The 21791-nt window shown below is 69.0% G+C and carries 24 protein-coding genes and 1 tRNA gene; 12 read left to right on the top strand and 13 right to left on the bottom strand.

What is annotated here, in order from left to right; translation table 11 throughout:
* Positions 1-66: 66 nt before the first annotated feature.
* On the bottom strand, positions 67-618 hold the full coding sequence (locus tag NV348_RS19750; protein WP_447148222.1) for a hypothetical protein: 552 nt from the start codon (positions 616-618) through the stop codon (positions 67-69).
* A 153-nt stretch (positions 619-771) separates the two neighbouring features.
* Between NV348_RS19750 and NV348_RS19745 the strand changes: the two genes are divergently transcribed.
* Positions 772-1206, top strand: a complete 435-nt coding sequence (locus NV348_RS19745) for a DUF6069 family protein (RefSeq protein WP_447148221.1) — start codon at positions 772-774, stop codon at positions 1204-1206.
* Positions 1207-1265: 59 nt separating this feature from the next.
* On the opposite strand, the gene NV348_RS19740 is transcribed toward NV348_RS19745, so the two are convergent.
* Positions 1266-1985 (bottom strand): polyprenol monophosphomannose synthase, encoded by a 720-nt coding sequence (locus NV348_RS19740; RefSeq protein WP_447148220.1) that lies wholly within the window; start codon positions 1983-1985, stop codon positions 1266-1268.
* A 124-nt stretch (positions 1986-2109) separates the two neighbouring features.
* On the bottom strand, positions 2110-2793 hold the full coding sequence (locus NV348_RS19735) for a GAP family protein (protein ID WP_447148219.1): 684 nt from the start codon (positions 2791-2793) through the stop codon (positions 2110-2112).
* Between the two features lie 153 nt (positions 2794-2946).
* Here NV348_RS19735 and NV348_RS19730 point away from each other — a divergent pair, with 153 nt between their 5' ends.
* From NV348_RS19730 to NV348_RS19720, 3 genes are read left to right on the top strand one after another with little or no spacing between them, the layout of a single operon-like run.
* Complete coding sequence (locus tag NV348_RS19730; RefSeq protein WP_218717525.1) at positions 2947-3255, top strand: hypothetical protein; 309 nt, start codon at positions 2947-2949, stop codon at positions 3253-3255.
* Positions 3255-4526, top strand: coding sequence for a hypothetical protein (locus tag NV348_RS19725; RefSeq protein WP_447148218.1), 1272 nt, complete (start codon positions 3255-3257; stop codon positions 4524-4526). The genes NV348_RS19730 and NV348_RS19725 overlap by 1 nt, the downstream gene beginning before the upstream one ends.
* 9 nt (positions 4527-4535) lie before the next feature.
* On the top strand, positions 4536-5570 hold the full coding sequence (locus NV348_RS19720; RefSeq protein ID WP_447148217.1) for a DUF8176 domain-containing protein: 1035 nt from the start codon (positions 4536-4538) through the stop codon (positions 5568-5570).
* 48 nt (positions 5571-5618) lie between these two features.
* Here NV348_RS19720 and NV348_RS19715 read toward each other — a convergent pair.
* Positions 5619-5692: transfer RNA gene (locus tag NV348_RS19715), tRNA-Asp, on the bottom strand.
* A 121-nt stretch (positions 5693-5813) separates the two neighbouring features.
* Between NV348_RS19715 and NV348_RS19710 the strand changes: the two genes are divergently transcribed.
* The 8 genes from NV348_RS19710 (at position 5814) to NV348_RS19675 (ending at position 15457) form a co-directional block, all read left to right on the top strand.
* Positions 5814-6446, top strand: a complete 633-nt coding sequence (locus tag NV348_RS19710; RefSeq protein WP_447148216.1) for a TetR/AcrR family transcriptional regulator — start codon at positions 5814-5816, stop codon at positions 6444-6446.
* Positions 6447-6477: 31 nt separating this feature from the next.
* Positions 6478-9693: an acetyl-CoA carboxylase family protein gene (locus NV348_RS19705; protein WP_447148215.1), complete on the top strand. Its 3216-nt coding sequence runs from the start codon at positions 6478-6480 to the stop codon at positions 9691-9693.
* A gap of 113 nt (positions 9694-9806) precedes the next feature.
* Positions 9807-11027 carry an acyl-CoA dehydrogenase family protein gene (locus NV348_RS19700; protein ID WP_447148214.1) on the top strand — a complete coding sequence of 407 codons (1221 nt, stop codon included), beginning with the start codon at positions 9807-9809 and terminating at the stop codon, positions 11025-11027.
* A complete protein-coding gene (locus NV348_RS19695) occupies positions 11027-11809 on the top strand; it encodes an SDR family oxidoreductase (RefSeq protein WP_447148213.1) in 783 nt (260 codons plus the stop codon). Before NV348_RS19700 ends, NV348_RS19695 begins: the two co-directional genes overlap by 1 nt.
* Positions 11802-12839 carry a phosphotransferase family protein gene (locus tag NV348_RS19690; protein WP_447148212.1) on the top strand — a complete coding sequence of 346 codons (1038 nt, stop codon included), beginning with the start codon at positions 11802-11804 and terminating at the stop codon, positions 12837-12839. Before NV348_RS19695 ends, NV348_RS19690 begins: the two co-directional genes overlap by 8 nt.
* Before the next feature lie 12 nt (positions 12840-12851).
* Positions 12852-13835 carry an NADPH:quinone oxidoreductase family protein gene (locus NV348_RS19685; protein WP_447148211.1) on the top strand — a complete coding sequence of 328 codons (984 nt, stop codon included), beginning with the start codon at positions 12852-12854 and terminating at the stop codon, positions 13833-13835.
* Positions 13836-13851: 16 nt separating this feature from the next.
* Positions 13852-14532, top strand: coding sequence for a TetR/AcrR family transcriptional regulator (locus NV348_RS19680; protein WP_447148210.1), 681 nt, complete (start codon positions 13852-13854; stop codon positions 14530-14532).
* 310 nt (positions 14533-14842) lie between these two features.
* Positions 14843-15457 carry a hypothetical protein gene (locus tag NV348_RS19675; protein WP_447148209.1) on the top strand — a complete coding sequence of 205 codons (615 nt, stop codon included), beginning with the start codon at positions 14843-14845 and terminating at the stop codon, positions 15455-15457.
* 433 nt (positions 15458-15890) lie between these two features.
* Here the strand turns inward: NV348_RS19675 and NV348_RS19670 are convergent, their stop codons facing one another.
* From NV348_RS19670 to NV348_RS19630, 9 genes are read right to left on the bottom strand one after another with little or no spacing between them, the layout of a single operon-like run.
* Positions 15891-17015 carry a tyrosine-type recombinase/integrase gene (locus NV348_RS19670; protein WP_495885073.1) on the bottom strand — a complete coding sequence of 375 codons (1125 nt, stop codon included), beginning with the start codon at positions 17013-17015 and terminating at the stop codon, positions 15891-15893.
* Complete coding sequence (locus tag NV348_RS19665) at positions 17015-17233, bottom strand: helix-turn-helix domain-containing protein (protein WP_447148207.1); 219 nt, start codon at positions 17231-17233, stop codon at positions 17015-17017. The genes NV348_RS19670 and NV348_RS19665 overlap by 1 nt, the downstream gene beginning before the upstream one ends.
* 10 nt (positions 17234-17243) lie before the next feature.
* Entirely contained in the window at positions 17244-18944 is a 1701-nt protein-coding gene (locus tag NV348_RS19660; protein ID WP_447148206.1) for a replication initiator, read from the bottom strand.
* A 41-nt stretch (positions 18945-18985) separates the two neighbouring features.
* Positions 18986-19627, bottom strand: a complete 642-nt coding sequence (locus NV348_RS19655; protein WP_447148205.1) for a hypothetical protein — start codon at positions 19625-19627, stop codon at positions 18986-18988.
* Complete coding sequence (locus NV348_RS19650) at positions 19624-19773, bottom strand: hypothetical protein (protein WP_447148204.1); 150 nt, start codon at positions 19771-19773, stop codon at positions 19624-19626. The genes NV348_RS19655 and NV348_RS19650 overlap by 4 nt, the downstream gene beginning before the upstream one ends.
* Positions 19770-19958, bottom strand: coding sequence for a hypothetical protein (locus NV348_RS19645; RefSeq protein WP_447148203.1), 189 nt, complete (start codon positions 19956-19958; stop codon positions 19770-19772). Before NV348_RS19645 ends, NV348_RS19650 begins: the two co-directional genes overlap by 4 nt.
* A gap of 2 nt (positions 19959-19960) precedes the next feature.
* Positions 19961-20290: a hypothetical protein gene (locus NV348_RS19640; RefSeq protein ID WP_447148202.1), complete on the bottom strand. Its 330-nt coding sequence runs from the start codon at positions 20288-20290 to the stop codon at positions 19961-19963.
* Entirely contained in the window at positions 20287-21588 is a 1302-nt protein-coding gene (locus NV348_RS19635) for an FtsK/SpoIIIE domain-containing protein (protein WP_447148201.1), read from the bottom strand. Before NV348_RS19635 ends, NV348_RS19640 begins: the two co-directional genes overlap by 4 nt.
* Positions 21588-21773, bottom strand: coding sequence for a hypothetical protein (locus NV348_RS19630; protein ID WP_447148200.1), 186 nt, complete (start codon positions 21771-21773; stop codon positions 21588-21590). Before NV348_RS19630 ends, NV348_RS19635 begins: the two co-directional genes overlap by 1 nt.
* Between the last annotated feature and the right edge of the window lie 18 nt (positions 21774-21791).

Below are 21791 nucleotides of genomic sequence, written 5' to 3'. Positions count from 1 at the left end.
CATCGGGTGAGGTGAGAACCCGGACCGGCACGGCGAATCATCCGCCCTGATGACGGATTTCGGCGGCTACGCCGGAACGGGGTGAAGTGCGGTGCGACCTGCGGCAGGCGGACCGCGCAGCCCGATTCCGGGGCGCAGGAGAAGTTGCCGCAAGACCGCGCGCTCGTCGGCGCGCGGCAACGGACGCGGACGCGCGGACGGGGCGGGCACCCCGCCCAGCACGAGAACCAGCCGCCGCACGCTGGTGATCGCCCGGCACACCCCCACCTCGGCGGCGCGGATCGCCAGCGCGCCCGCCGGAATCGCCACCAGGTGGGCGAGCAGCATGGCGGCGGAGAAGGTGTGGTGATGCTGACCGTGCCCCAGCGACAGCGCCGTGTGCCCGACACCCTGGCCGACGGCCAGCACGGCCATCGTCGCCAGCGGCGTGTTCCCTCGCGGCAGCGCCGAGGCGACGACGCCGATCAGCGCGCAGGCGGCGAGCAGCAAGGCCACCGACGATCCGCACGGAACCGCGGTCGCGCCACCGAGTCCGTGCGCAAGCACGGCGACCGCACCCGACGCGGCACCCACCGCCGCGCCGCGTAGGCGCGCGGTGTGATCGGACGGTGAGCGCACCCCGCCATGCTACGACTATCTGTCGTAGACACCGGGCGCAGGGCGTATGACCAGCGTCTCACCGATCGGATGCGAAAGAATTCACCCGGGGGCTTGACCTCAATAATCGTTTAGGTTTGATGATGGTCTCACCACCGAATGAGGGAGAACATCATGACCACCACCACCGCCTCCGCCACCCGCACCCTGCCCGCGCTGTCCCGACCCGTCGCCGTGCTGGGTGGCGTCGTCGCCGCCGTCGCGCTCAACCTGATCGTGTGGGCGATCGGCGCCGCGGCGGGCGGTGAATTCACCATGACCAACGCGGGGAAGGTCTCCGATGTCGCGCCAGGCGGGGTGGTCCTGCTGTCGGCCGTGCCGCTGCTGATCGGCCTGACGGTCGCGGTTCTGGTGTCCTACCTGTGGACCGGCGTGCTACGGGTCGCCGCGGTCGTCGGGTCGCTGCTGTCGATCGCGACCATCGCGCTGACCGTCGACGCCGACTTCGACGCCGCCTCCACCATCGCGCTGTCGGTGATGCACGTGGTGCTGGTGCCGGTCATCGTGGTCGCGCTGGAAGGTGTGCGCCGCAGCATCACCGCCAGGTAGTCAGCGACATGACGCAGGGCCCCACCGGAAGAAACCGGTGGGGCCCTGTGCGGTATGTCCTAGACCGAGCGGCCGAACAGCAGCTTCCACGGCATCAGCGCCGACTCCAGCTGCACCTTCAGGCTCATCTTCGACGCGCCGAGGGTGCGCTCCTCGAATCGGATCGGCACCTCCGCGATCGTGTAGCCCTTCTTGATCGCGCGGTAGTTCATCTCGACCTGGAACGAGTAGCCGTTGCTGCGGATCGAGGCCACGTCGATCGCGCGCAGGGTGTCGGCCTGCCACGCCTTGAAGCCGGCGGTCGCGTCCTTCACGCCGAGGCGCAGGATCAGGTTCACGTAGAAGTTGGCCCAGGCCGACAGCGCCTTGCGGTACCACTTCCACTCCGCGGCGGTCGAGCCGCCGGGGACGTAGCGGGAGCCGAGCACGACGCCGGCCTCGGCGGAGCCCAGCTTCTCCAGCATCGCCGGGATCACCTCGGCGGGGTGCGACAGGTCGGCGTCCATCTGGATCACCACGTCGGCACCCTCGGCGAGGGCCTGGGTGATGCCCGCGATGTAGGCGCGGCCGAGACCGTCCTTCTCGGTGCGGTGCAGCACGCTCACCACGTTCGGCAGTTCGGCGGCCAGCTTGTCGGCCACCTCGCCCGTGCCGTCGGGTGAGTTGTCGTCCACCACCAGCACGTGCAGATCGGGAACCGGCAGTGCCGTCAGCCGCTCCACCGCCACCGGCAGATTTTCCCGCTCGTTGTAGGTCGGCACAACAACGGTAACCCTCAAGGGTCGCCCTCCCTGCTCACCTGGTTACGCTCCGCGCCCCACCGAACGGGCGCGCGAGCATGTCATCGATTCGTTATGACCGTACTCGATCGACCTGACGCGAATCTGAGCGGCCGTGGCCGCCTCACCACAGCTGGCGGGCGTGGACCAGCGCGTCGACCACCAGCACCACGCCGAAAACGACGAACAACACCCGGACCACCGGCGGACCGTAGCGGGTGATCGCCCGCACCAGCAGCCGGTACACCCGGCGAGCGCGCGGGGTCTTGCGCAGGGCCAGCGCCAGTACCACCAGCGGCACCAGCAGCGCGATCGCGCAGTACACGACCACGATCAGCGGCCACACCACCGGCAGCGGCCGCTGCGCCGACACCAGCGCCAGCGCCGCCAGATACGGCACCGAGGTCGGCACCTTCGCCAGCCCCAGCGTGACCCCGACCACCCCCATCAGCCACGGGTGCTTGCGCACCGGCCGCACCCAGCGCCCGCCGCTGCCCATCGTCGTCTCCATCGGCAGCGCCGCCACCACGATCAGCACCACACCGATCAGCAGCTCACCCCAGTACCGCAGCAGCGGCGTCAGCTCGAAGTCGAACAACCGGACCAGGAAATCGATCCCGAGCACCGTCGCGATCCCGAACGCCACCGACACCGCGAACACGCCACCGAGAAAACTGAGCCCCCCGACCACCGGCGACCGCCGCGCCAGCCGACTGTCCGCCACCACCGCCGTCGTGATCGCCACCAGCAGCACATCCAACGCGTCGACCACCGCAAACCCGAGCAACGTGATCAGCAGGACACCCATGACCACCGCGACCCTACTCGCCACAATCCCCGTGTCCCGGCCGGTGGGTCCGACCAGTACCACCCACAACCGCGCCGATCTCGTTACGCTTTTCGTGCCGGGAGTGCCCGACGAGCACCCGCGATCGTGAAGGGGACAGACATCGTGGCGGAAATGTCATTCGACCCATCAGCGCTCGACGCGTATCAGCGCGCTGCTGCTCGGGTCGCGGATCTACTCGGAGAAGCGGCGACCAGTACGACGACGGCGGCGGGGGTGGACCTGTCGGGGCTCGGCGTGCTGGGGAAGGAATTCGCGGCCGCGTGGACGGCGGCCGCGGGGGCGCACGCGTCGACGTTGAGTACCGCGGGGAATCTGGTCAGCGCGTATCAGGACATCCTGAATCAGTACGGCGCCAACGTCACCGGAGTCGATAGCGGGCTCGCGGGCGATCTGGGCGCGATCGAGAGCGAGGTGGCGTGATGCGCGCGAAATCCCTGGTCACCGAGACCACGCTGAGCACGATCACGCAGGAAGAGGCCGAGGCGAAGATCGCGCCGGTGGTCGCGCTGCTCGAGGTGCCACTGCTGGAGCTGCGGAAATCGCTGGGCTCCAACACCTCCGCCGACCCCGACGCCGAGGTGGTCGACGCGCTGACCACGGCCAGCACGGCGACCAGCGCGACCGAGGACCCGCACCGGCTCGGCCTGTACGCGCTGGAGTCGACCGAGACCGCCGCGCCCGCCACCCCGGCGCTGCGCCAGACCGCGACCGAGGTGTCGGCGGCCGCCGACCGTGGCCAGAAGCTCAGCACCCTGCTCGGCCAGGCGCATTCGACCCAGGCGACCGCGGCCGCCAAGGTCGACGCGATCATCGCGGACTTCCGCGCCAAGGCGAAGGCCGCCGCACCCGCGGTGAACGGCAACAACCTGGACGCGATCGTCGAGCTGGCGGAGGAGGCGATCCAGGAGGCCGTCAACGTCGTCGGGACCGCCAGCACCGAGATGGACGAGCACACCCGCAACACCAAGGAGCTGACCTCCGATCTCGGCGGCACCAACGGGGTCACCGTGCCGCCGGGTGCGGTCGAGGTCTCGCCGGGCGTCTACGTTCTCGGCACCGGTGGCACGTCGACGAACACCATCGACACCGACATCACCACGACCGATCCGGCGACGGCGGCGCAGATCGCGCTGCAGGAAGCGCTGATCGACGGCGGTGTCTCGCTGGGCACCGCGGCGATCGACGCCGGTGTCACCTTCGGCACGCATCTGATCGACAAGATCGCCGAGGTCGCGATGCACGGCATCGACAAGGGCGCCGAACTGGCCACCACCGGGATCGACACCCTCGCTGCGAATGTCACCGGCACGGGCACCGAGGGCACCGCGACCACGCCGGCCACGACCACACCGACGCCCACCACACCGTCCACCAACGGCGGCGGGAACTCCGGCGGCCTGTTCGCCGGCCTCGGCAACGGCGACACCACCACCAAACCGGAAACCTCGGGCGGCAACGGCACCTCGACCAAGCCCGCGCCCGCGGCGCCGACGACACCGGCGCCCACGGTTCAGTCACCGGTCGTCGAGCAGCCCCGGCAGCAGGCCCCCGCCGCGCCCGCACCCGCGCAGCAGCCGAGCCAGACCGGGGTGATTCCGCCGACGAGCCGTCCGCAACAGGACCAGGAGAGCGAACGCCCGTCGGCCGCGCCCAAGCACGGGCAGCCGGGAGTCGTCCCGGCGACCGCGTAGGGCCGCCGGATGGACAACCCGTTCGGGGCCTACTTCTCCTCGCCCGCCGATCCAGCACGTCGTCGTCCGCAGGGCAAACGGCGACGCAGGCGGCGGCGCGAGGCCGAACCGCAGACCATCGGCACCAACCCGGAGACGTGGCCGCCGCCGGAGCCGGAACCCTTCGACGAGGTCCCCGGCGCGCTCGCCACCGCGCCGACCGAGCCGATCTATCGCACCGCCGCCGAGGAGGACGGTTTCACCGGCGACTGGAACGACTGGAACGACGAGGCGCCCGTCGAGGAGACGCCGCACCGCACCGACGACGTCGACTGGAACGACTGGGCCACCGCCACCGCGACCGAGCAGAGCGGCGACCGGGTCGAGATGCCGGTACTGCCGCGCCTCAAGGACTTCGGCGGTGGTGGGCCGATCGCGCGCAGGCCACGCAAGAAGTACGACGACGAACGCTACGACGACCCCAACGGCCGTGCGAAAGCCGCTGCCGCGGTGAAGGGCATCGTCGGCGCGCTCATCTTCGTGGTCGTGCTCGGCTTGGCGGCGAACATCTTCCTGGGCTCCGGCGACACACCGGTCGCGGCGAAACAAGCCTCCGTCTCCGGTTCTCCGACAACAGGATCCACCGCGACCACCGTTCCCCCACTCCCCGCGCACGCGGTGGCCGGCTGCGAATCCTTCCGCAGCCAATCCATCACCATCAGTGCCGAACGCGGCGACACCGCCACTCCCCAGGGCGCCATCCTCGGCTTCGAATACAGCTACTACGTCGACCGCGACGCCGCCAAGGCCCGCACCTATGTCACCGACGACGCCCACGTAGGCGACGAATCAGCCTTGGCCGCAGGCATTTCCACCTTCCCCACCGGCGTCAAGTACTGCATTCACATCACCCGCGCCGACTCCACCGACCCCACTGTCTGGAACGTCACCGTCCAGCAGCAATGGCCCGGCGACACCGCCATCGAGAAGATCCAGCAGACCATGCGCACCGCCGAGGTAGCCCCCGGCCGCTATCGCATCACCAGCATCGACCACCGCCGCTGACCCGAAACGCACAATCCCCTCACCGGTGATCGGTGAGGGGATTTCTTGCGACCCTGACGGGACTCGAACCCGCGACCTCCGCCGTGACAGGGCGGCGCGCTAACCAACTGCGCCACAGGGCCGTGATGTATCGCTACACCGCGGGTGGACTGTACCCGGTGAAACGGTCCGGGCGGTAATCGCGCAGGTAGCGCCGACGATCAGTCGTTGACATTGACGTCAACGTCAACGACACTCGGAGCGGTGACCACAAGCGAGGCGCAGGAGCGGGCCAGGTCGGCACGCAAGGACAGTGGCGGGCCGCGGCGGGGTGAGTTGCTCGACGCGGCGGCAGGGTGCTTCGCCGAGCTCGGGTACGACCAGACCTCGGTGGAGACGATCACGACGCGGGCGCGAGTCTCGCGGGCGACGTTCTACGCGTACTTCTCCTCCAAAGACGAGGTGTTCCAAGCGATCACCGAGCGGGTGTGCGCACAGTTCCTGGACGCGCAGCTGGTGGTCGATGTCGAGGTCACCGCGCCGGTGGATGTCATCGCCGCCACCACACGGGCTTTCGCGGAGGCGGTGTTCGCCAACGGCGCCCTGGTGACGTTGATCGAGCATCGCGCCGATGTCGACGCGGCGATCGGCGCGCAGTGGTCGCGGGTGCGCGAGCGCCTGCGACACCGGTTCACCGCGTTTCTGGAACGCGTCGACGCCGAGGGCGCGATCGACCCGTGCGCGCCGCTGCCGCGCATCGTCGAAACGCTGTCCGACGCACTGCTGATCGGCGCCGCTCGGACGCGCCCCGACCAGCACGCGCAGTTCGTCGCCGACCACATCGCCATCGCCGAACGGCTGATCGGCTTCTCCGAGCAACCCCACCGAGCCCCCTGACCGGCATGGTCGACGACATCGAGGACGCCACGTGACCCTGTTGATCGCCAATCGCGGCGAGATCGCCCTGCGGATCATCCGCACCGCCACCGAACTCGGCCTGCGCACCGTGGCGGTCTACGCCGAGGACGACGCGGACAATCCGAATGTGCACGCGGCCGACGAGGCGATCGGCCTGGCCGGCGCCGGACCGGCGCCCTATCTCGACCATGCCGCGATCCTGGCCGCCGCCAAGGAATCCGGCGCCGAGCTGATCCATCCCGGCTACGGCTTCCTGAGCGAGAACGCCGAGTTCGCCAGGGCGTGCGCGGCGGCGGGCCACACCTTCGTCGGCCCCGACCCCGCCGTCCTCGATCTGTTCGGCGACAAGTCCTCGGCCCGCCGCACCGCCGTCGCCGCCGACGTCCCCGTCCTGCCCGCCACCGAGGGCCCGAGCACGGTCGCCGAGGTCGGCGCGTTCTTCGCGGCGCAGTCCGGCCCGATCATGATCAAGGCACTGGCCGGTGGCGGTGGGCGCGGCATGCGGGTGGTCCGCACGGCCGCGGAGCTCGACGACGCCTACCGGCAGTGCGCCGCGGAGGCCGAACTCGGCTTCGGCAATCCGGCGGTGTTCGCCGAGTTGCTGATGGCCGATGCCCGGCACATCGAGGTGCAGGTCGTCGCCGCGTCGACCGGTGACGGCACCACGGCGCTCGCGCTCGGCGATCGGGATTGCAGCGTGCAGCGCAGGCAGCAGAAGCTGATCGAAATCGCCCCGGCGCAGGGTCTTTCGGACGCGCTGCGCCGGAACCTGCACGAATCGGCGGCCCGGCTGTGCGCGCGGGTCGGCTATCGCGGCCTCGCCACCGTCGAGTTCCTGGTCGCCGGTGCGCAATTCGTCTTCCTGGAGGTCAATCCGCGCATCCAGGTGGAACACACCGTCACCGAGGAGGTGACCGGCGTCGACCTGGTCGCGGTCCAGCTGGCCATCGCCCGGGACGCGACCCTCGACGCCCTCGGCCTGCCGAGCGGAATCGTCTCGGACGGAACACGATCCGAGGGCCAACCGGCCCGCGCCGAGGGCATCGCCATCCAGGCCAGGGTGAACATGGAGACCATGGCGGCCGACGGCTCGGCCCTCCCCACGGCCGGCACGCTGACCGCCTTCGCCCCACCCACCGGCCCCGGCGTGCGCGTCGACACCTTCGGCCGCCCCGGCCTCACTCCGAGCCCGCGCTACGACTCGCTCCTGGCCAAGGTCATCACCCGCACCCGGGGCGACTCCTTCCCGACCGCCGCTCGCAAGGCGGCGACCGCGCTGGCCGACTTCACCGTCGACGGCCTGCGCACCAATATCGGCTTGCTGCGGGAAGTGCTCGCCGACAGCCGATTCCAGACCGGCACCGTCACGACCGGCTATCTCGGCGAGCGGCTGCCCGCGCTGGTCGCGGCCGCCGACGCGGGTCAGCCGGAGGTCGCGGTCGCGGCAGTCGAGCTGTATCCGGGGCAGGAGGCGGTGCGGGCGCAGCTGGCGGGCACCGTGGTCGAGGTGACCGGCGAGGGTGTCGAGATCGCGGCGGGCGGACAGCTGGTCGTGCTCGAGGCGATGAAGATGCAGCACGTCCTCGCCGCGCCGGCCGCCGCCCGGACGGTCCGGGTGCTGGTCCACCCGGGCCAGGTCGTCGCGCCCGGCGATCCACTGGTGATCGTCACCCGTACCGGCGCCGACGCCGACGGCAGCGCGCAGGCCGAGCTCGACCCGGGTCGCTCGCGTGCCGATGTCGACGAGATCCGCGCGCGACACCTCGTCACGCGGGACGAATCCCGCCCGGACGCGGTGGCCAAGCGGCACGGGCTGGGCCGCCGCACAGCCAGGGAGAACATCGCCGACCTGGTCGACGCGGGCAGCTTCGTCGAGTACGGCGCCCTGGCCGTCGCCGCCCAGCGCAGCCGACGCACCGAGGACGACCTGATCGCCAACACCCCCGCCGACGGCCTGGTCACCGGGCTGGCCACCATCGGCGCCGACCGATTCGGCAAGGCGGCCGCCGAGGCCGTGGTGGTCTCCTACGACTACACCGTGCTCGCGGGCACCCAGGGCAAGCACAATCACGCCAAGACCGACCGCGCCTTCGACCTGGCCGCCCGCAAGCGGGTGCCGGTGGTGCTGTTCGCCGAGGGTGGCGGCGGCAGGCCCGGCGACACCGACGCGACCGGCATGGGCCTGGACGTGCCGACCTTCCGCGCGCTCGCCGCGCTGCGCGGCCAGGTGCCGCTGGTGACGATCGTGTCGGGACGCTGCTTCGCCGGCAATGCCGCCCTGGCCGGGGTCTGCGACGTGATCATCGCGACGCCGGACGCCAATCTGGGCATGGGCGGCCCGGCGATGATCGAGGGCGGCGGCCTCGGCGTGTACCGGCCGGAGGACATCGGTCCGATCGAGGTGCAGCGGCGCAACGGCGTCGTCGACCTGGTCGCCCGCGACGAGGCGCATGCGGTCGCGCTGGCCAAGCAGTACCTCGGCTATTTCCAGGGCCCGATCGAGGAGTTCGAGGCGCCCGACCCGCGGCTGGCCCGGCAGGTCGTGCCGGAGAATCGCTTGCGCGCCTACGACATCCACCGCGCGATCGAGGCGATCGCCGATCTCGGCTCGATCCTGGAACTGCGGCCCGACTACGGGGTCGGCATCGTCACCGCGCTGATCCGGGTCGACGGCGTGCCGTTCGGCCTGGTGGCCAACAGCAGTCATCATCTCGGCGGCGCCATCGATGCCGAGGCCGCCGACAAGATGGGCGATTTTCTCGGGCTGTGCGAGTCGTTCGGGCTGCCGGTCGTCTCCCTGTGCGACACACCGGGATTCATGGTCGGCCCGGACGCGGAGCAGACCGCGACCGTGCGCCGCTTCAGCGACCTGTTCGTGCTCGGCGCCCGGCTGACCGTGCCCTTCGGCACCATCATCCTGCGCAAGGGCTACGGCCTCGGCGCGATGGCGATGGCGGCCGGGCACTTCCGCGCCCCGGACTTCACCGTCGCCTGGCCGACCGGCGAGATCGGGCCGATGGGGCTCGAGGGCGCGGTGCGCCTCGGCTTCCGCAAGGAGCTGGCCGCCGTCGCGGATCCGGCCGAACAAGAGACGCTGTTCCAGCAGCTGCTCACCCTCGCCTATCAGCAGGGCAAGGCGCTCACCGCGGCGACCGGGTTCGAACTCGACGACGTGATCGACCCCGCCGACACCCGGTCCTGGATCGCCACACTGGTCCGGAGCTAGTTCCAGCGCCGCCCTGCCGCCCGGCCGGGCGGCGCCACAGCTACGAACTTGAAGTTGACGTCAACTTCTAATAAATTCGCTGACACGTCACCACCGACCATCGGGAGCACCCCATGTCGCTGTTCGATCTCTCCGAGCGCGCCGAGAAGTACCGCGCTGACCTGCTCGATTTCATGGACGAGCAGGTCTACCCCGCCGAAGCCGTCTACGACGAGCAGATGCGGGAGTCCGGCGACCCGCACTTCCAGCCACCGATCCTCGAAGAGCTCAAGGCCGAGGCCAAGCGGCGCGGCCTGTGGAACCTCTTCCACCCGCACCCCGGTCGCGGCCCCGGCCTGACCAACCTCGAGTACGCGCCGCTCGCCGAGATCATGGGCCGCAGCCATCTCGCCTCGGAGGCCTGCAACTGCAATGCCCCCGACACCGGGAACATGGAGGTGCTCGAGCTGTTCGGCACCGAGGAGCACAAGAAGAAGTACCTCGAACCGCTGCTCGACGGCACCATGGCCTCCGCGTTCGCGATGACCGAACCGGGCGTGGCCAGCTCCGACGCCACCAATGTGGAGCTGTCGATGGTGCGCGACGGCGAGGAGTACGTGCTCAACGGCCGGAAATGGTTCGCCACCAATGCTCTGCACCGCAACTGCAAGGTCCTGATCGTGATGGGCAAGACCGATCCGACCGCCGCGCCGCACCGGCAGCAGTCGATGATGGTGGTCCCGATCGACGCGCCGGGTGTCACGATCGTGCGCGGGCTGCCGGTGTTCGGCTACCAGGAGCGCGAGGGCCACGCCGAGATCGACTTCACCGATGTGCGGGTGCCGGTCACCGACGTGCTGAAAGGCGAAGGCGAGGGCTTCGCGATCAGTCAGGCGCGGCTCGGGCCCGGCCGCATCCACCACTGCATGCGCAGCATCGGCATGGCCGAACGCGCGCTGGAGATGATGTGCAAGCGGGCGCAGTCGCGCGTCACCTTCGGCAAGCCGATCGCCGAGAACGCCAACATCCAGGACTGGATCGCCGAGTCACGCATCGAGATCGAGATGATCCGGCTGCTGACGCTGAAGGCCGCCCATCTGATGGACACCGTCGGCAACAAGGAAGCCCGCACCGAGATCGCCGCGATCAAGGTGGCCGCGCCCACCATCGCGCTGAAGGTCCTCGACCGCGCGATCCAGGTGCACGGCGCAGGCGGCGTCACCGACGACTTCCCGCTCGCGATGGCCTGGGCCCAGCTGCGCACCCTGCGCCTGGCCGACGGCCCCGACGAGGTGCACAAGCGCGCCATCGCCCGCCAGGAACTGAGCAAGTACCGGAGCAAGGAGAGCAACTGATGACCGGACTCGATCTGACCGGGCGCACCGCCATCGTCACCGGCGCCTCGCGCGGCATCGGGTCGGCGATCGCCCAGGCTATCGCGGCGGCGGGCGGCAATGTCGTCCTGACCGCGCGCACCCAGGAAGCCGCCGAAGCGGCCGCCGCGCAGGTGGGCGGCAATGCCCTCGGCGTCGGCGCGCACGCCACGGACGAGGACGCGGCGCGACGCTGTGTCGAGCTGACCGTGGAGCGGTTCGGCAGCGTCGACATCCTGGTCAACAACGCGGGTACCAACCCCGCCTTCGGCCCGGTGATCGGCCAGGACCACGCGCGGTTCACCAAGACCTTCGACGTGAACGTCTGGGCGCCGATCCTGTGGACTTCGCTGGTCACCGAGGCCTGGATGGGCGAGCACGGCGGCGCGGTCGTCAATATCGCGTCGATCGGCGGGCTGACGATGGAGGCGAATATCGGCCTGTACAACGCGTCCAAGGCCGCGCTGATCCACCTGACCAAGCAGATGGCGCTGGAGCTGTCGCCGAAGGTGCGCGTCAACGCGATCGCGCCGGGTGTCGTGCGCACCAAACTGGCCGAGGCCCTGTGGAAGAACCACGAGGAGTCGGTCGCCGGCGCCACCGCACTGGACCGGATCGGCGAGCCCGGGGACATCGGCGCCGCCGTGGTGTTCCTCGTCTCCGAGGCCGCGAGCTGGATCACCGGCGAGGTCATGGTGATCGACGGCGGGCAGCGGCTCGGCAACGCGCCCCTGTTCCGGAGCGGAGTGTCGCTCGGTGTCTGACACACGAGAGGTCGTCGGGATCGACCCGGCCGTGGTGACCAGCTGGTTCGGCACGCTCGGCATCGAGAGCGCGACACCGTTGCGCTTCGACCGGATCGGGCTCGGCCAATCGAATCTGACCTACCTGGTCACCGATGCCGCGGACCGGCGGTGGGTGCTGCGCAGGCCGCCGCTCGGCAAGCTGCTGGCCTCGGCCCACGACGTCGTGCGGGAAGCGCGGATCATCGCCGCGCTCGAGTCCACGGATGTGCCGGTGCCGCGGATCTTCGGCGTCCTCGCCGATCCGGAGCTGGTCGACGCGCCGCTGGTACTGATGGAGTACGTCGACGGGCAGGTGGTCGACACCATGCCGATCGCGGAATCGCTCACGCCGCAGCGCCGCCGGGCCATCGCGGAATCGCTGCCGCGGACCCTCGCGCGCATCCACGCGGTCGATCCGGCCGCCGTCGGCCTGGCCGACCTCGCCGCGCATACCCCGTACGCGCCACGCCAGCTCAAGCGCTGGAGCGGTCAGCTGGAACGGTCCAAGACCAGGGAACTGCCCGAACTCGACGACCTCACCCGCAGGCTGGCCGCCGCGGTGCCGGAGCAGACCGAAGTGTGTCTCGTGCACGGCGATTTCCATCTCCGCAATGTCATCACCTCGCGCGAGACCGGCGCGGTGACGGCCGCGCTGGACTGGGAACTGTCCACCCTCGGCGACCCGCTGGCCGATATGGGCAGCATGCTCGCCTACTGGGCCGAACCCGGCGAGCTGATCGGCGGCGACTTCCCGGCGTCGACCCTGACGGGGTTCCCCGACCGCGCCGAGATGGCCCGCCTGTACCTCGAAGCGACCGGCCGCGACCCGGCCGCGCTGAAATACTGGCAGGTCCTCGGCCTGTGGAAACTGGCGATCATCGGCGAGGGCGTGCTGCGCCGGGCACTGGACAACCCGGCGAACAAGGCCGCGGCGGGCACGCCGACGGCCGCACGTCTCGACGCCGTGGTCCGTCTGGCCTGCGCCGTCGCCGACGACGCCGGAATCTAGCAGGAGGTCATCATGAAGGCTTGGCAGGTACACGAGCTCGGCGAACCACGCGCAGTGCTGCGGCTCGACGACATCGACGATCCCGTCGCGGGTCCGGGGCAGGTGCTGGTGCGGGTGCTGGCCGCGCCCGCCAACTTCCCGGACGTGCTGCTGTGCCGTGGGCAGTACCAGATCAAGCCGCCGCTGCCGTTCACGCCCGGCGTGGAACTGTGCGGCACGGTGCTGGCGGTGGGTACCGATGTCACCCGGTGCGCGGTCGGTGACCGGGTCGTCGGCACCACGACGCTGCCCGGCGGCGCGTTCGCCGAGCTGGCGGTCCTCGACGCGGACAACGTCTTTCCCGCACCGGACGCACTCGACGACGCCGAGGCGGCCGCGCTGTCCATCGGCTACCAGACGAGCTGGTTCGCGCTGCACCGGCGCACCCAGCTGCGCGCGGGCGAGACGCTGCTGGTGCACGCTGCCGCAGGCGGCGTCGGCAGCACCGCCGTGCAGCTGGGCAAGGCCGCGGGCGCGACCGTCATCGGCGTGGTCGGCGGCCCGGACAAGGCCGAATACTGCCGTCGCCTCGGCGCCGACCTCGTCATCGACCGGCACACCGAGGACTTCGTGCCGATCGTCAAGGAGTTCACCGGCGGTCGCGGCGCGGACGTGATCTACGACCCGGTCGGCGGCGACGCCTACGCCAAGTCGACCAAGTGCATCGCCTTCGAGGGCCGCATCCTGGTGATCGGCTTCGCCGGCGGCACCATCCCGCAGCCCGCGCTCAACCACGCGCTGATCAAGAACTACTCGATCATCGGCCTGCACTGGGGCTTGTACAAGCAGTACAACCCGCGGGCGATCGCGGACTGCCACACCGAACTGACCCGGCTCGCCGCCGCGGGTCAGCTGAAACCGCTGATCAGCGAGCGGCTTTCGCTGGCCGATGTCCCCGACGGCCTCGGCCGACTCGGCGACGGCAGCACGGTCGGCCGCGTCGTCTTCCAGCCCTGAGCGCTATAAATACTGCATGGACGACACCGACAGCGAAGGCGCGCTGCCCTCGATGGCGCGCACTTCGCTGCTGCGTGAACTACCCGCCACCCCGCGCGGCCTGCGGACGCGATCAGCCCTGATCGCCGCGGGCCGCAAGGTCTTCGAGCGGCTGGGCTATCTCGACACCCGGCTGGTCGACATCACCCAGGAAGCCAACTGCTCCTCGGGCACCTTCTACACCTATTTCGCCAGCAAGGAAGAGATCTTCGCGGCGATCCTCGAGCACGCCCAGGAAGACATGCTGCATCCCGGCATGCAGCACGTGGCCGGTGACGACGACCCCGCGTCCATCGTCGAGGCGAGCAACCGGGCCTACTTCGAGGCCTACCGGCGCAACGCCAAGCTGATGGGCCTGCTCGAGCAAGTCGCCAATATCGATCCCGAGTTCAGCAAGCTGCGCCAGAACCGCGCCGACGCCTTCATCCAGCGCAACGCCCGCAGCATCGCCGACCTGCAAAAACGCGGCCTCGCCGACCCCGACCTCGACCCGATGCTCACCTCCCGCGCCCTCTCGGGCATGGTCAGCCGCCTGGCCTTCCACTACTTCGTCATCGCCGAAAGCCACCTCGACGGCGAACCCCGCCCCCTGGAAGACATCATCTACACGGTCACCCGCCTCTGGGTGAACGCGCTGCGCATGCCCACGACCCACTGACGCGAAAATCCCCTGGCCGAAGCGGCAGCAGGCAGATGCCTATGGGCCGCTACGAGTCGCGGACCGTCCGGTTGGCGATCGTGAGATCACTGGTCAAAATGACGTTGTGGACCCTACTGGCACACCGACCGGTGAACACGTACTCCTCGCAGCAGTCGCCCACGCGCGCACAGAGTTCGGCGAGAATTTGGCAGCGTGCTATGCCATCGGAAGTCTCGCTCACGGCGGCTTCGCGCCGCTCGTCAGCGACGTCGACCTCGTTACCGTGTTGAACGATGGTGATCTAGAGGTCAAAGAAGGAATCCTCCGTGTGACCGATGCCGTACGGCACGAGCTCGAAGGCCCACTGGCGCAGCGACTGTCCGTCTTCTGGTCCGACTGGTCCGGCGTTCGATCCGGTGCCGGATCGACGCATCGGCTCCCCGCGATCGACCGCCTGGACCTGCTGGAGTCGGGACGGTTACTGTACGGCCAGGACAATCGTCAACCGGCCACTGCGCCCACCCCCGACGAATTGATCATCGACTCGGCAGAATTCGCTCTGAGCAAGATCGACGAAGGCTATCGCGCCGATCTGCACCATCCGTCGCGACTTGTCATCGCGGGCGCACGCGCGGTCACCAAGACGACCCTGTTCCCGGTCAGGTTCCTCTACACCCTCGCGACCAGCAGGATCGGCCGAAACCAGGACGCGATCGAATGGTACCGAGGGCCGTCTCATCAACTGGTGCAAGCGGCAGCTCGGTGGCGATACGAGGGGCTCGACACGACCGCTGATGCGCTGCTCGCCGACCACCTGAACGAGCTGTACATCGAATTCGTCGACGCCTACATCGGCACTGCCACAACCCTGAACCACGCCGACTTCATGCCGCGACTCGTCCAGCTCCGCGGACTCCTGGCCGGAGGGGTCGACGAGGGCTGACTACCCTGCGGAAGCTCGGCCATGCTGAACGTCGGATCCTGATCACCCAGACGGGAACCGGATGCTGGCCGAGTCCTGCCAAGGCGGGTTGAATTCCCGCCCCGCTTGGCAGCCTCGATCCGGACTCAGTCGTGCAGCGAAGGCGCACGTGTGGCATCGGCGGCCTGCGGTACCACGATGCACAGCCCGCCGATCCACACCGATTGCGAGCACTGCCCCTGCGCCGCCGGCACCGGTCTCCTCGATATCGACCAGACGCTGGGGAATGGGGTCTAATACCCCAGAAAAGACTGAAGACCAGCCAAAAGGCTGGTCCTCAAGAGTGGCCAGGGCCGGGATCGAACCGGCGACCTTCCGCTTTTCAGGCAGGCTCATAATTGCAGGTCAGAGGGGCAGTTTCGTGACTCGTGCCCCAAGCGTTCCCCATGGTGCCTCAGTGCTTGACGATGATCGTGCGAGGCATCTGGACGCTGGTCGCGCCCCCGGCCAGCTGGCTGAGACCCAAAGCGACCTCTTTGTCTCGTCCTTCGACTGCGTGCAGGTACCGGCTGGCGGCAGCGTTCGAGGCGTGCCCGAGTCGCTTTTTCAGGTCAGCCAGGTTGGCACCGGTGAGGGCCGCGAGGCTCTGGCCGGTGTGGCGCAGGTCGTGGAAGGTGACGTCGACGCCGACACGATCGCGAGCACGCACGAACGCCTGATAGACCGCGTTGCCCCGCATCCGGCGCCCATCCCGACCGACGAACAGCCACACCGGATCCGCCCAGTGCTCGAGGTGCTCCACGAGGTAGGGGCGAAGGTGCGGCGGGATCGAAACCGGTCGGCGGCCAGCATCGGTCTTTGGGTCGGCGTCGTACTCGGTGTGCGACTCGAGCAGCTCGACGCGGTTACGCCGAACGAACACCTCGTTGGTGTCCAGGCACACGTCCGAGCGCATCAGGCCGATGATCTCGCCGCGACGAAGCCCACACCAGGCGGCCAGCAGCACAGCGGCCCGGTAGCGCGGGGTGATGTTCTCGACCAGCGCAGCTACTTCCGCCACGGTCGCGATCGGCCGTTCCTTGGCGCGATCGGTACCCGCACCTTTGATCGTGCACGGGTTGACCGTGATCGCGTTGTCGCGCTTGGCCTGATTCATGACCGCGCGAAGGAACCGGTAGGACTGCTGAATAGAGGTACGACCGCCTTTCCCGGCCAGCGCCTTCGCATGCCAAGTCCGCACCACCGGGGCCGAGATTGCGATCAGCGGCATGTCCCGCAGGTCAGCCATGTGAAGACGCAGGTTGCGCAGGCAGGTTTCTTGCCAGCGCGGCCCCACGTCGGGGTTCTCCTCGAGGTAGCGCTTGGCGTAGTCCTCGAACCGCTCATGCCCGATCTTCTCGTCCAGCCAGGTCCCGCGACTGATGTCCGCTTCGACCTTCACCAGGTAGCGGTCCGCGTCGGTCTTGGTGCGGAAGGTGTTCGGAGCGTTCTGCCGCAGACCGTTCGGGCCGACGAACGACGCGTGGAACTTGCCAGAGGGCAGCTTGCGTACTTTGCCGAACCGGCGACGACCGGCCATCACGCAACCGCCCTTCCAGCACTCCAGCGAACCTCGACCGGCTCCACACGTCCTTCCTGGACGAACGCCTCGAGGTCGGCCACGGTGAACCGGACATGGCTGCCGACCTTGTAGAACACGACACGGCGTTCTGCGACGAGCCGCCGGACGAATCGCTCTCCGGTACCGAGGTATTCGGCGGCCATCGCCACCGTCAAGTACTGCCGGTCTGTAGACATTTCCACTCCCCTACGCTGCTTCGAATTGCTGAGTACTCGAATCGCCTTGCGGCTCTTGCTGTTCTGCGAGACGCAGTCGTGCTGTGGTGTATTGGGCGCGCTTGGTGATCCGGTCGGCGACCAGGGCGATGATCAGGTGTTCCCGTGGGGGTGCGCCCTTGTCACCGGGCCGGACCGGACTGATGCGCAGGTGCGAGGTGTCGGGCTTGGTGATGCCGACCGCGGCGAGCTGTTGCCGAACGAATTCGACGCGATCCGCCTTGTGATCCGGCAGGGACTTGCCCGTCCACTTCTTCGACACCAGCACCCGACGACCCGGAAGACCGAGAGTGTCGCGGCGATGGGCCTTGCCCTTGCATCGGCCGGCAACCGTCTTCTCGGTAGCGCCCTTGGGGACGATGCCGTAACGCAGCCACACACCACAGCGCGGCGAGCACGGAGTGTGCTGCAACTCGGCGTGAAGCCGGTCGTAGTGCACAGCGGTGCGCGCGGAGTCGGTGTCGAGGACATCGGCGATGGACTTGGTCAGGTACTTGGTCAGGTACCGGACCTTGTTCTCTGCCTTGTCCGTTCCGCCGAGGACCTGCTGCGGGTCGATCTGCTCACCGAAGCGGATCACATGCGCCGGTTCCAGATCGTCCACGGTGTCCATCACGTCCAGCGCTTCGGCCCACGTGGTCAGCGGCCGACGAGTGCGGGGGTCGACGAAGGTGCGGGCGTCGTAGTCCCAGACCGGCATGTTGTCGGTGCGGTAGACCTCGCGGTCGTGATGCGGCCACCAGATCTGGCGGTAGGTCGCCGCAGTGACCTGTTCGAAGGTCTTGCGCGAGATCGATCCCCGGATCGCGATATGCAGGTGCGGGGCACCACGCTTCTGCGGTTCCACGGTCGCGAAGTACTGGACGTCCCAGCCGACCGCGCGGCGCAGGTTCTGGACCCACCGGTCGAACAGGGCGGCGAAGTGGATGATGTCGCGGGCCTGGGCGGTGTAGTCGTAGGACTCCGGGTCACGCGGGGAGCCGTCACCGCAGACCTTGCCGTCCTTGGTCTTCGCGCCGGTCCGGTTGATCGCCCCGTACGACGGCATGGTCAAGGTCAGGAACGTCGAAGGCCGGTACTTGCCGCCGTAGAGCTGGCCCACCGTGGTCTTTTCCACCTTCAGCCGGGGCAGGTCGGGGACGTCCTGACGGCGGCGGGTGGACTTGGCTTTGCGGCGCGGCTTTTCGTCGAGGGCTGGGAAGCGGCCACGGACACCGAGCTCACGTAGTTCGGTGTCGAGGTCGGCCACCAGGGCGGCGATAGCGTCGGCGAGTTCGTCGTCCCCGTCGTTGCGGGCGTCGTGGTAGTCGGTGAACAGGCGAGCGCGGGCGGCGAGGAGATCGCGCTGGGCGTCGGTCGGTTCGGTGGTTTCGTCGACCGGTTCGGCGTCGAGGCACCAGCCCTCGCGCAGCTGTGTCATCCGCAGGGAACGAGCAGCTTTCGCGCAGGCCGGGCACTTCTGTTCGTTGGTGGCCTTGCACGGGGCACCGATGTAGCTGGTGTGGCCGGTCTCGGGGTCGTAGGCGCGCATCGGCACGACCCGGGTGCACACGTCTTCTTTCTCGGCGGCCGAGGCGGCGATGTCCTTGAGGTCCGGCATCGCACGTCGGTCGGCGGCAGTCTGGCGGGCAGGACGGCCAAGGGAGGCCGTACCGGTGCTGTTGTCGGTCATGGTGCGGCCTCCCTGGTCTAGGTGGTGATCGGTGGTGGTGGTCATGCGGCCTTGGTGCCGGGCAGGGCCTTGAATCCGGCCAGCGACTCGATCGGGGTCACGACCGCGGCGAGGGCATCGGAGCGGCGGAACACGATCTCGACCAGGCCGGGACCGGCGAACCTGATCCGGGCTTGCTGAGCGCCGAACCCGTGGGCGAGGTGGTCACGGCGGTTGGTCCACGAGTCCGGGGAGTGACCCGGCAGCATCCGGACGCGGACGGTGTCCGTGGAGTCGCCGATGTGGACGGACACCAGCCGGGGAACCAGCACGCGGTCTCCGTCGCGGGTGGACAGGTCGCAGGCGGTGAGCAGTTTGGTCCAGCGGCGGCGGTAGCGGTGCCAGGTCAGGAAACGAGACCGGGCACGACCGGTGAACCAGCGCTCGAAGGTCTGCGGACTCCTGTGTCGCCACAGCACCATCCCCGCGACAGCTCCACCGGCCACCCCGATCCCGGCAGGCCAACCGGCCAGGTAACCGGCGGCGACGGCGAGAGCGGCCGGGATCGTGACCATCGGAAACAGGACGGCCCACCAGACGAGCACGAACGCAGCGATCAGGATTCGGCCGGCAACGGTGAGGAGCGCGTCGAGGACTTCGCTCATCGGGTCGTGGGCGGTGGTCGTGGTGGTGGTCTTGCTCATCGGTTCGCCTTCTCGGTGAGATCGTCCAGGGAGAACAACGGGAGTTGGCCGGGCGTGGGAACCGGCGCAGTCGGGGCGGGCTTGCGCGGCTTGCGAGTTCGGGCGGCAGCAGCTTTCACGACCGGGTTCGGTTTCTTGGTGGTCATGCCGCGTCGTCCCAACCGTCCGGGCCGTAGTCGTTCCAGGTGGGTGCGTGGCCGGTCTCGGCGAGCATCGTCACCGCGACCGCGACCGGGTCCAGGCCGCGGGCTTCCGAGCGGCAGCGGGAACGGGCGGCGAAGTCGATCACGTCGGCCAGGCCGTTGTCGGTGCGGGAGTTCTTGCGTGCCATGGTCATTTCTCCTGTTCGGTCATCACGGAATCGGGGAGCCCGCAGACGCTGCATTCACGCGGGGCAGGGACGGGGACGGGCCACACGGTCGGCCAGCCGATCTCGATGAACCGGTGTCCTTCCTCGAGGCACTCAGCCGCGGCCACGCAGCCGTCGCAGCGGATGGTGTCGCCGTCGTAGGCCCACCCGGTGGCGGTGTCGGCGTTGAGGAACTCGGCGGCCTGATTGGTGGTGGCGAAGCAGATCGATTCACCTTCACGGTCGGTGTAGATGTCGCCGCAGGTGTCGCAGTAGACGACCACGTGCGCCTCGGTCTGGAACCCGCGTTTCATGCCGCACGCCCCTGCTGCTCGTCGTCCTCACCCGGGATGTAATCCGGGTCGAAATCGGAGTAGTCGCCCTGCGGAGCGGTATCGGTAGCGGCCGGGGCGTAGGCATCGACGATCGCGTCAGCGGCGTCGTTGTCGATCCAGAACGCCCGCACCCGAACGAACTCGCTCGTGCCGTCCTCGCCCACGTAGCCGACGCCGGGGGTCGTATCCGGGATGTCGTGGCACAGCGCACCACGATCCTTGGAACCCTGCCCGTGCACCATCGCGGTCTGGGTCGGCTCGTCCAGGCGCAGACCGATCCGCACCGGGAACAGCTGCCGGTTGGGCATCGTCTCCTTGCTCGGGTCCTGCAACGCGGCGATCACCGAGACAGCGACCGCTCGGCCCTTGGACAGGAGTTGGCCGGTGAGCTGGCGGAACTTCTCCTGCTGCTCGCGGGTCGCGTACGACGACAGCGAGGCCGCTTCGTCGATGACGATCAGGATCAGCGGCTCGTCGGGGGTCGGAACGTGCTTGCGGACCCCAGCGGCGCGCAGTCGAGAGGACCGTTCGTCCATCACGTGCACGGCTTCTTCGAGCATCGCGAGGATGCCCTCGGCGTCCCAGTGGAACCGGACCCACAACCGTTCACCGGCACCGAATTCCATGCCGCCCTTGGGATCTGCCATCCACACGTCGACGAATCCGGCCTTGATCGCGGGACCGATCCCGTTGATTACCGACCACAGCACCGAGCCCTTGCCCGAACCGGTCGCACCGGCGAGCAGGATGTGGGCGTAGAGGACCCGCAGCAGCCACGGCCGCCCGTCCTCACGAACACCGACGTGCACGGCCTCCAGGTCGACGCCGGTCGACTCCACCCCCGCGGCGGTGACCGGGGCGGCGAGGGTGTCGAAGGTCCGCAGCTCGATCCGCACGAAACCCGGACCAGCCTGGGACACGAGCACATTCGGGACACCGAGGTACTGGGCGAGGGCGTCGCGGGTTTCCTCGTTCGTCCAGTCGGACAGCTTCTGGCCGCCGACCACCTGCACGTCGAACACCGCACCCGAGGGAACCGTGTCGACACCGCCGATGATGGTGGGCCAGTTACCCGCCGACCCGAGTCCCAGCGCGGCCCACATCAGGGCGAGCTGGCGGGGGTCGGTCAGGATCACAGCGGCAGTCCGCAATTCGGCCGGCAAAGCGGCGAACGGGTCGGCGTCGACGACCTTGGACACCACACCATCGAGGTGGCGCCACCACAGCAGCATCCCGGCAGCCATCACCGTCGACAGCGCGACAACGGTGGTACCCATCAGGCCACCGCCTGCAACGCCGCGGTATAGGCGTTCAGGGCCTCGGTCAGCTGGTCGACCAGCGTCGCGGCATCGACCGGCGGCAGGAACAGTTCGCCGCGCCCGAGCTTGACGACCACCATGCCGATCGGGTCGCAGTAGCGGACATCGAAGGTGTTGTCGTCGGAACCGGCCGTGAACGTCATGAACGAGTGATCAGCCAT

The organism is Nocardia fodinahabitans, from assembly GCF_052983615.1.
This window is presented reverse-complemented; position numbering and strand designations above follow the sequence as displayed.

Bases quoted from the DNA above. Each gene is read 5' to 3' on its own strand.
- NV348_RS19695 (WP_447148213.1), top strand. From the start codon at position 11,027: ATGACCGGACTCGATCTGACCGGGCGCACCGCCATCGTCACCGGCGCC.
- NV348_RS19640 (WP_447148202.1), bottom strand. From the start codon at position 20,290: ATGAAACGCGGGTTCCAGACCGAGGCGCACGTGGTCGTCTACTGCGAC.
- NV348_RS19635 (WP_447148201.1), bottom strand. From the start codon at position 21,588: ATGGGTACCACCGTTGTCGCGCTGTCGACGGTGATGGCTGCCGGGATG.
- NV348_RS19650 (WP_447148204.1), bottom strand. From the start codon at position 19,773: ATGACCACCAAGAAACCGAACCCGGTCGTGAAAGCTGCTGCCGCCCGA.
- NV348_RS19645 (WP_447148203.1), bottom strand. From the start codon at position 19,958: ATGGCACGCAAGAACTCCCGCACCGACAACGGCCTGGCCGACGTGATC.
- NV348_RS19700 (WP_447148214.1), top strand. From the start codon at position 9,807: ATGTCGCTGTTCGATCTCTCCGAGCGCGCCGAGAAGTACCGCGCTGAC.
- NV348_RS19660 (WP_447148206.1), bottom strand. From the start codon at position 18,944: ATGACCGACAACAGCACCGGTACGGCCTCCCTTGGCCGTCCTGCCCGC.
- NV348_RS19735 (WP_447148219.1), bottom strand. From the start codon at position 2,793: ATGGGTGTCCTGCTGATCACGTTGCTCGGGTTTGCGGTGGTCGACGCG.
- NV348_RS19725 (WP_447148218.1), top strand. From the start codon at position 3,255: ATGCGCGCGAAATCCCTGGTCACCGAGACCACGCTGAGCACGATCACG.
- NV348_RS19730 (WP_218717525.1), top strand. From the start codon at position 2,947: ATGTCATTCGACCCATCAGCGCTCGACGCGTATCAGCGCGCTGCTGCT.
- NV348_RS19680 (WP_447148210.1), top strand. From the start codon at position 13,852: ATGGACGACACCGACAGCGAAGGCGCGCTGCCCTCGATGGCGCGCACT.
- NV348_RS19670 (WP_495885073.1), bottom strand. From the start codon at position 17,015: ATGGCCGGTCGTCGCCGGTTCGGCAAAGTACGCAAGCTGCCCTCTGGC.
- NV348_RS19685 (WP_447148211.1), top strand. From the start codon at position 12,852: ATGAAGGCTTGGCAGGTACACGAGCTCGGCGAACCACGCGCAGTGCTG.
- NV348_RS19630 (WP_447148200.1), bottom strand. From the start codon at position 21,773: ATGACGTTCACGGCCGGTTCCGACGACAACACCTTCGATGTCCGCTAC.
- NV348_RS19655 (WP_447148205.1), bottom strand. From the start codon at position 19,627: ATGAGCAAGACCACCACCACGACCACCGCCCACGACCCGATGAGCGAA.
- NV348_RS19745 (WP_447148221.1), top strand. From the start codon at position 772: ATGACCACCACCACCGCCTCCGCCACCCGCACCCTGCCCGCGCTGTCC.
- NV348_RS19665 (WP_447148207.1), bottom strand. From the start codon at position 17,233: ATGTCTACAGACCGGCAGTACTTGACGGTGGCGATGGCCGCCGAATAC.
- NV348_RS19720 (WP_447148217.1), top strand. From the start codon at position 4,536: ATGGACAACCCGTTCGGGGCCTACTTCTCCTCGCCCGCCGATCCAGCA.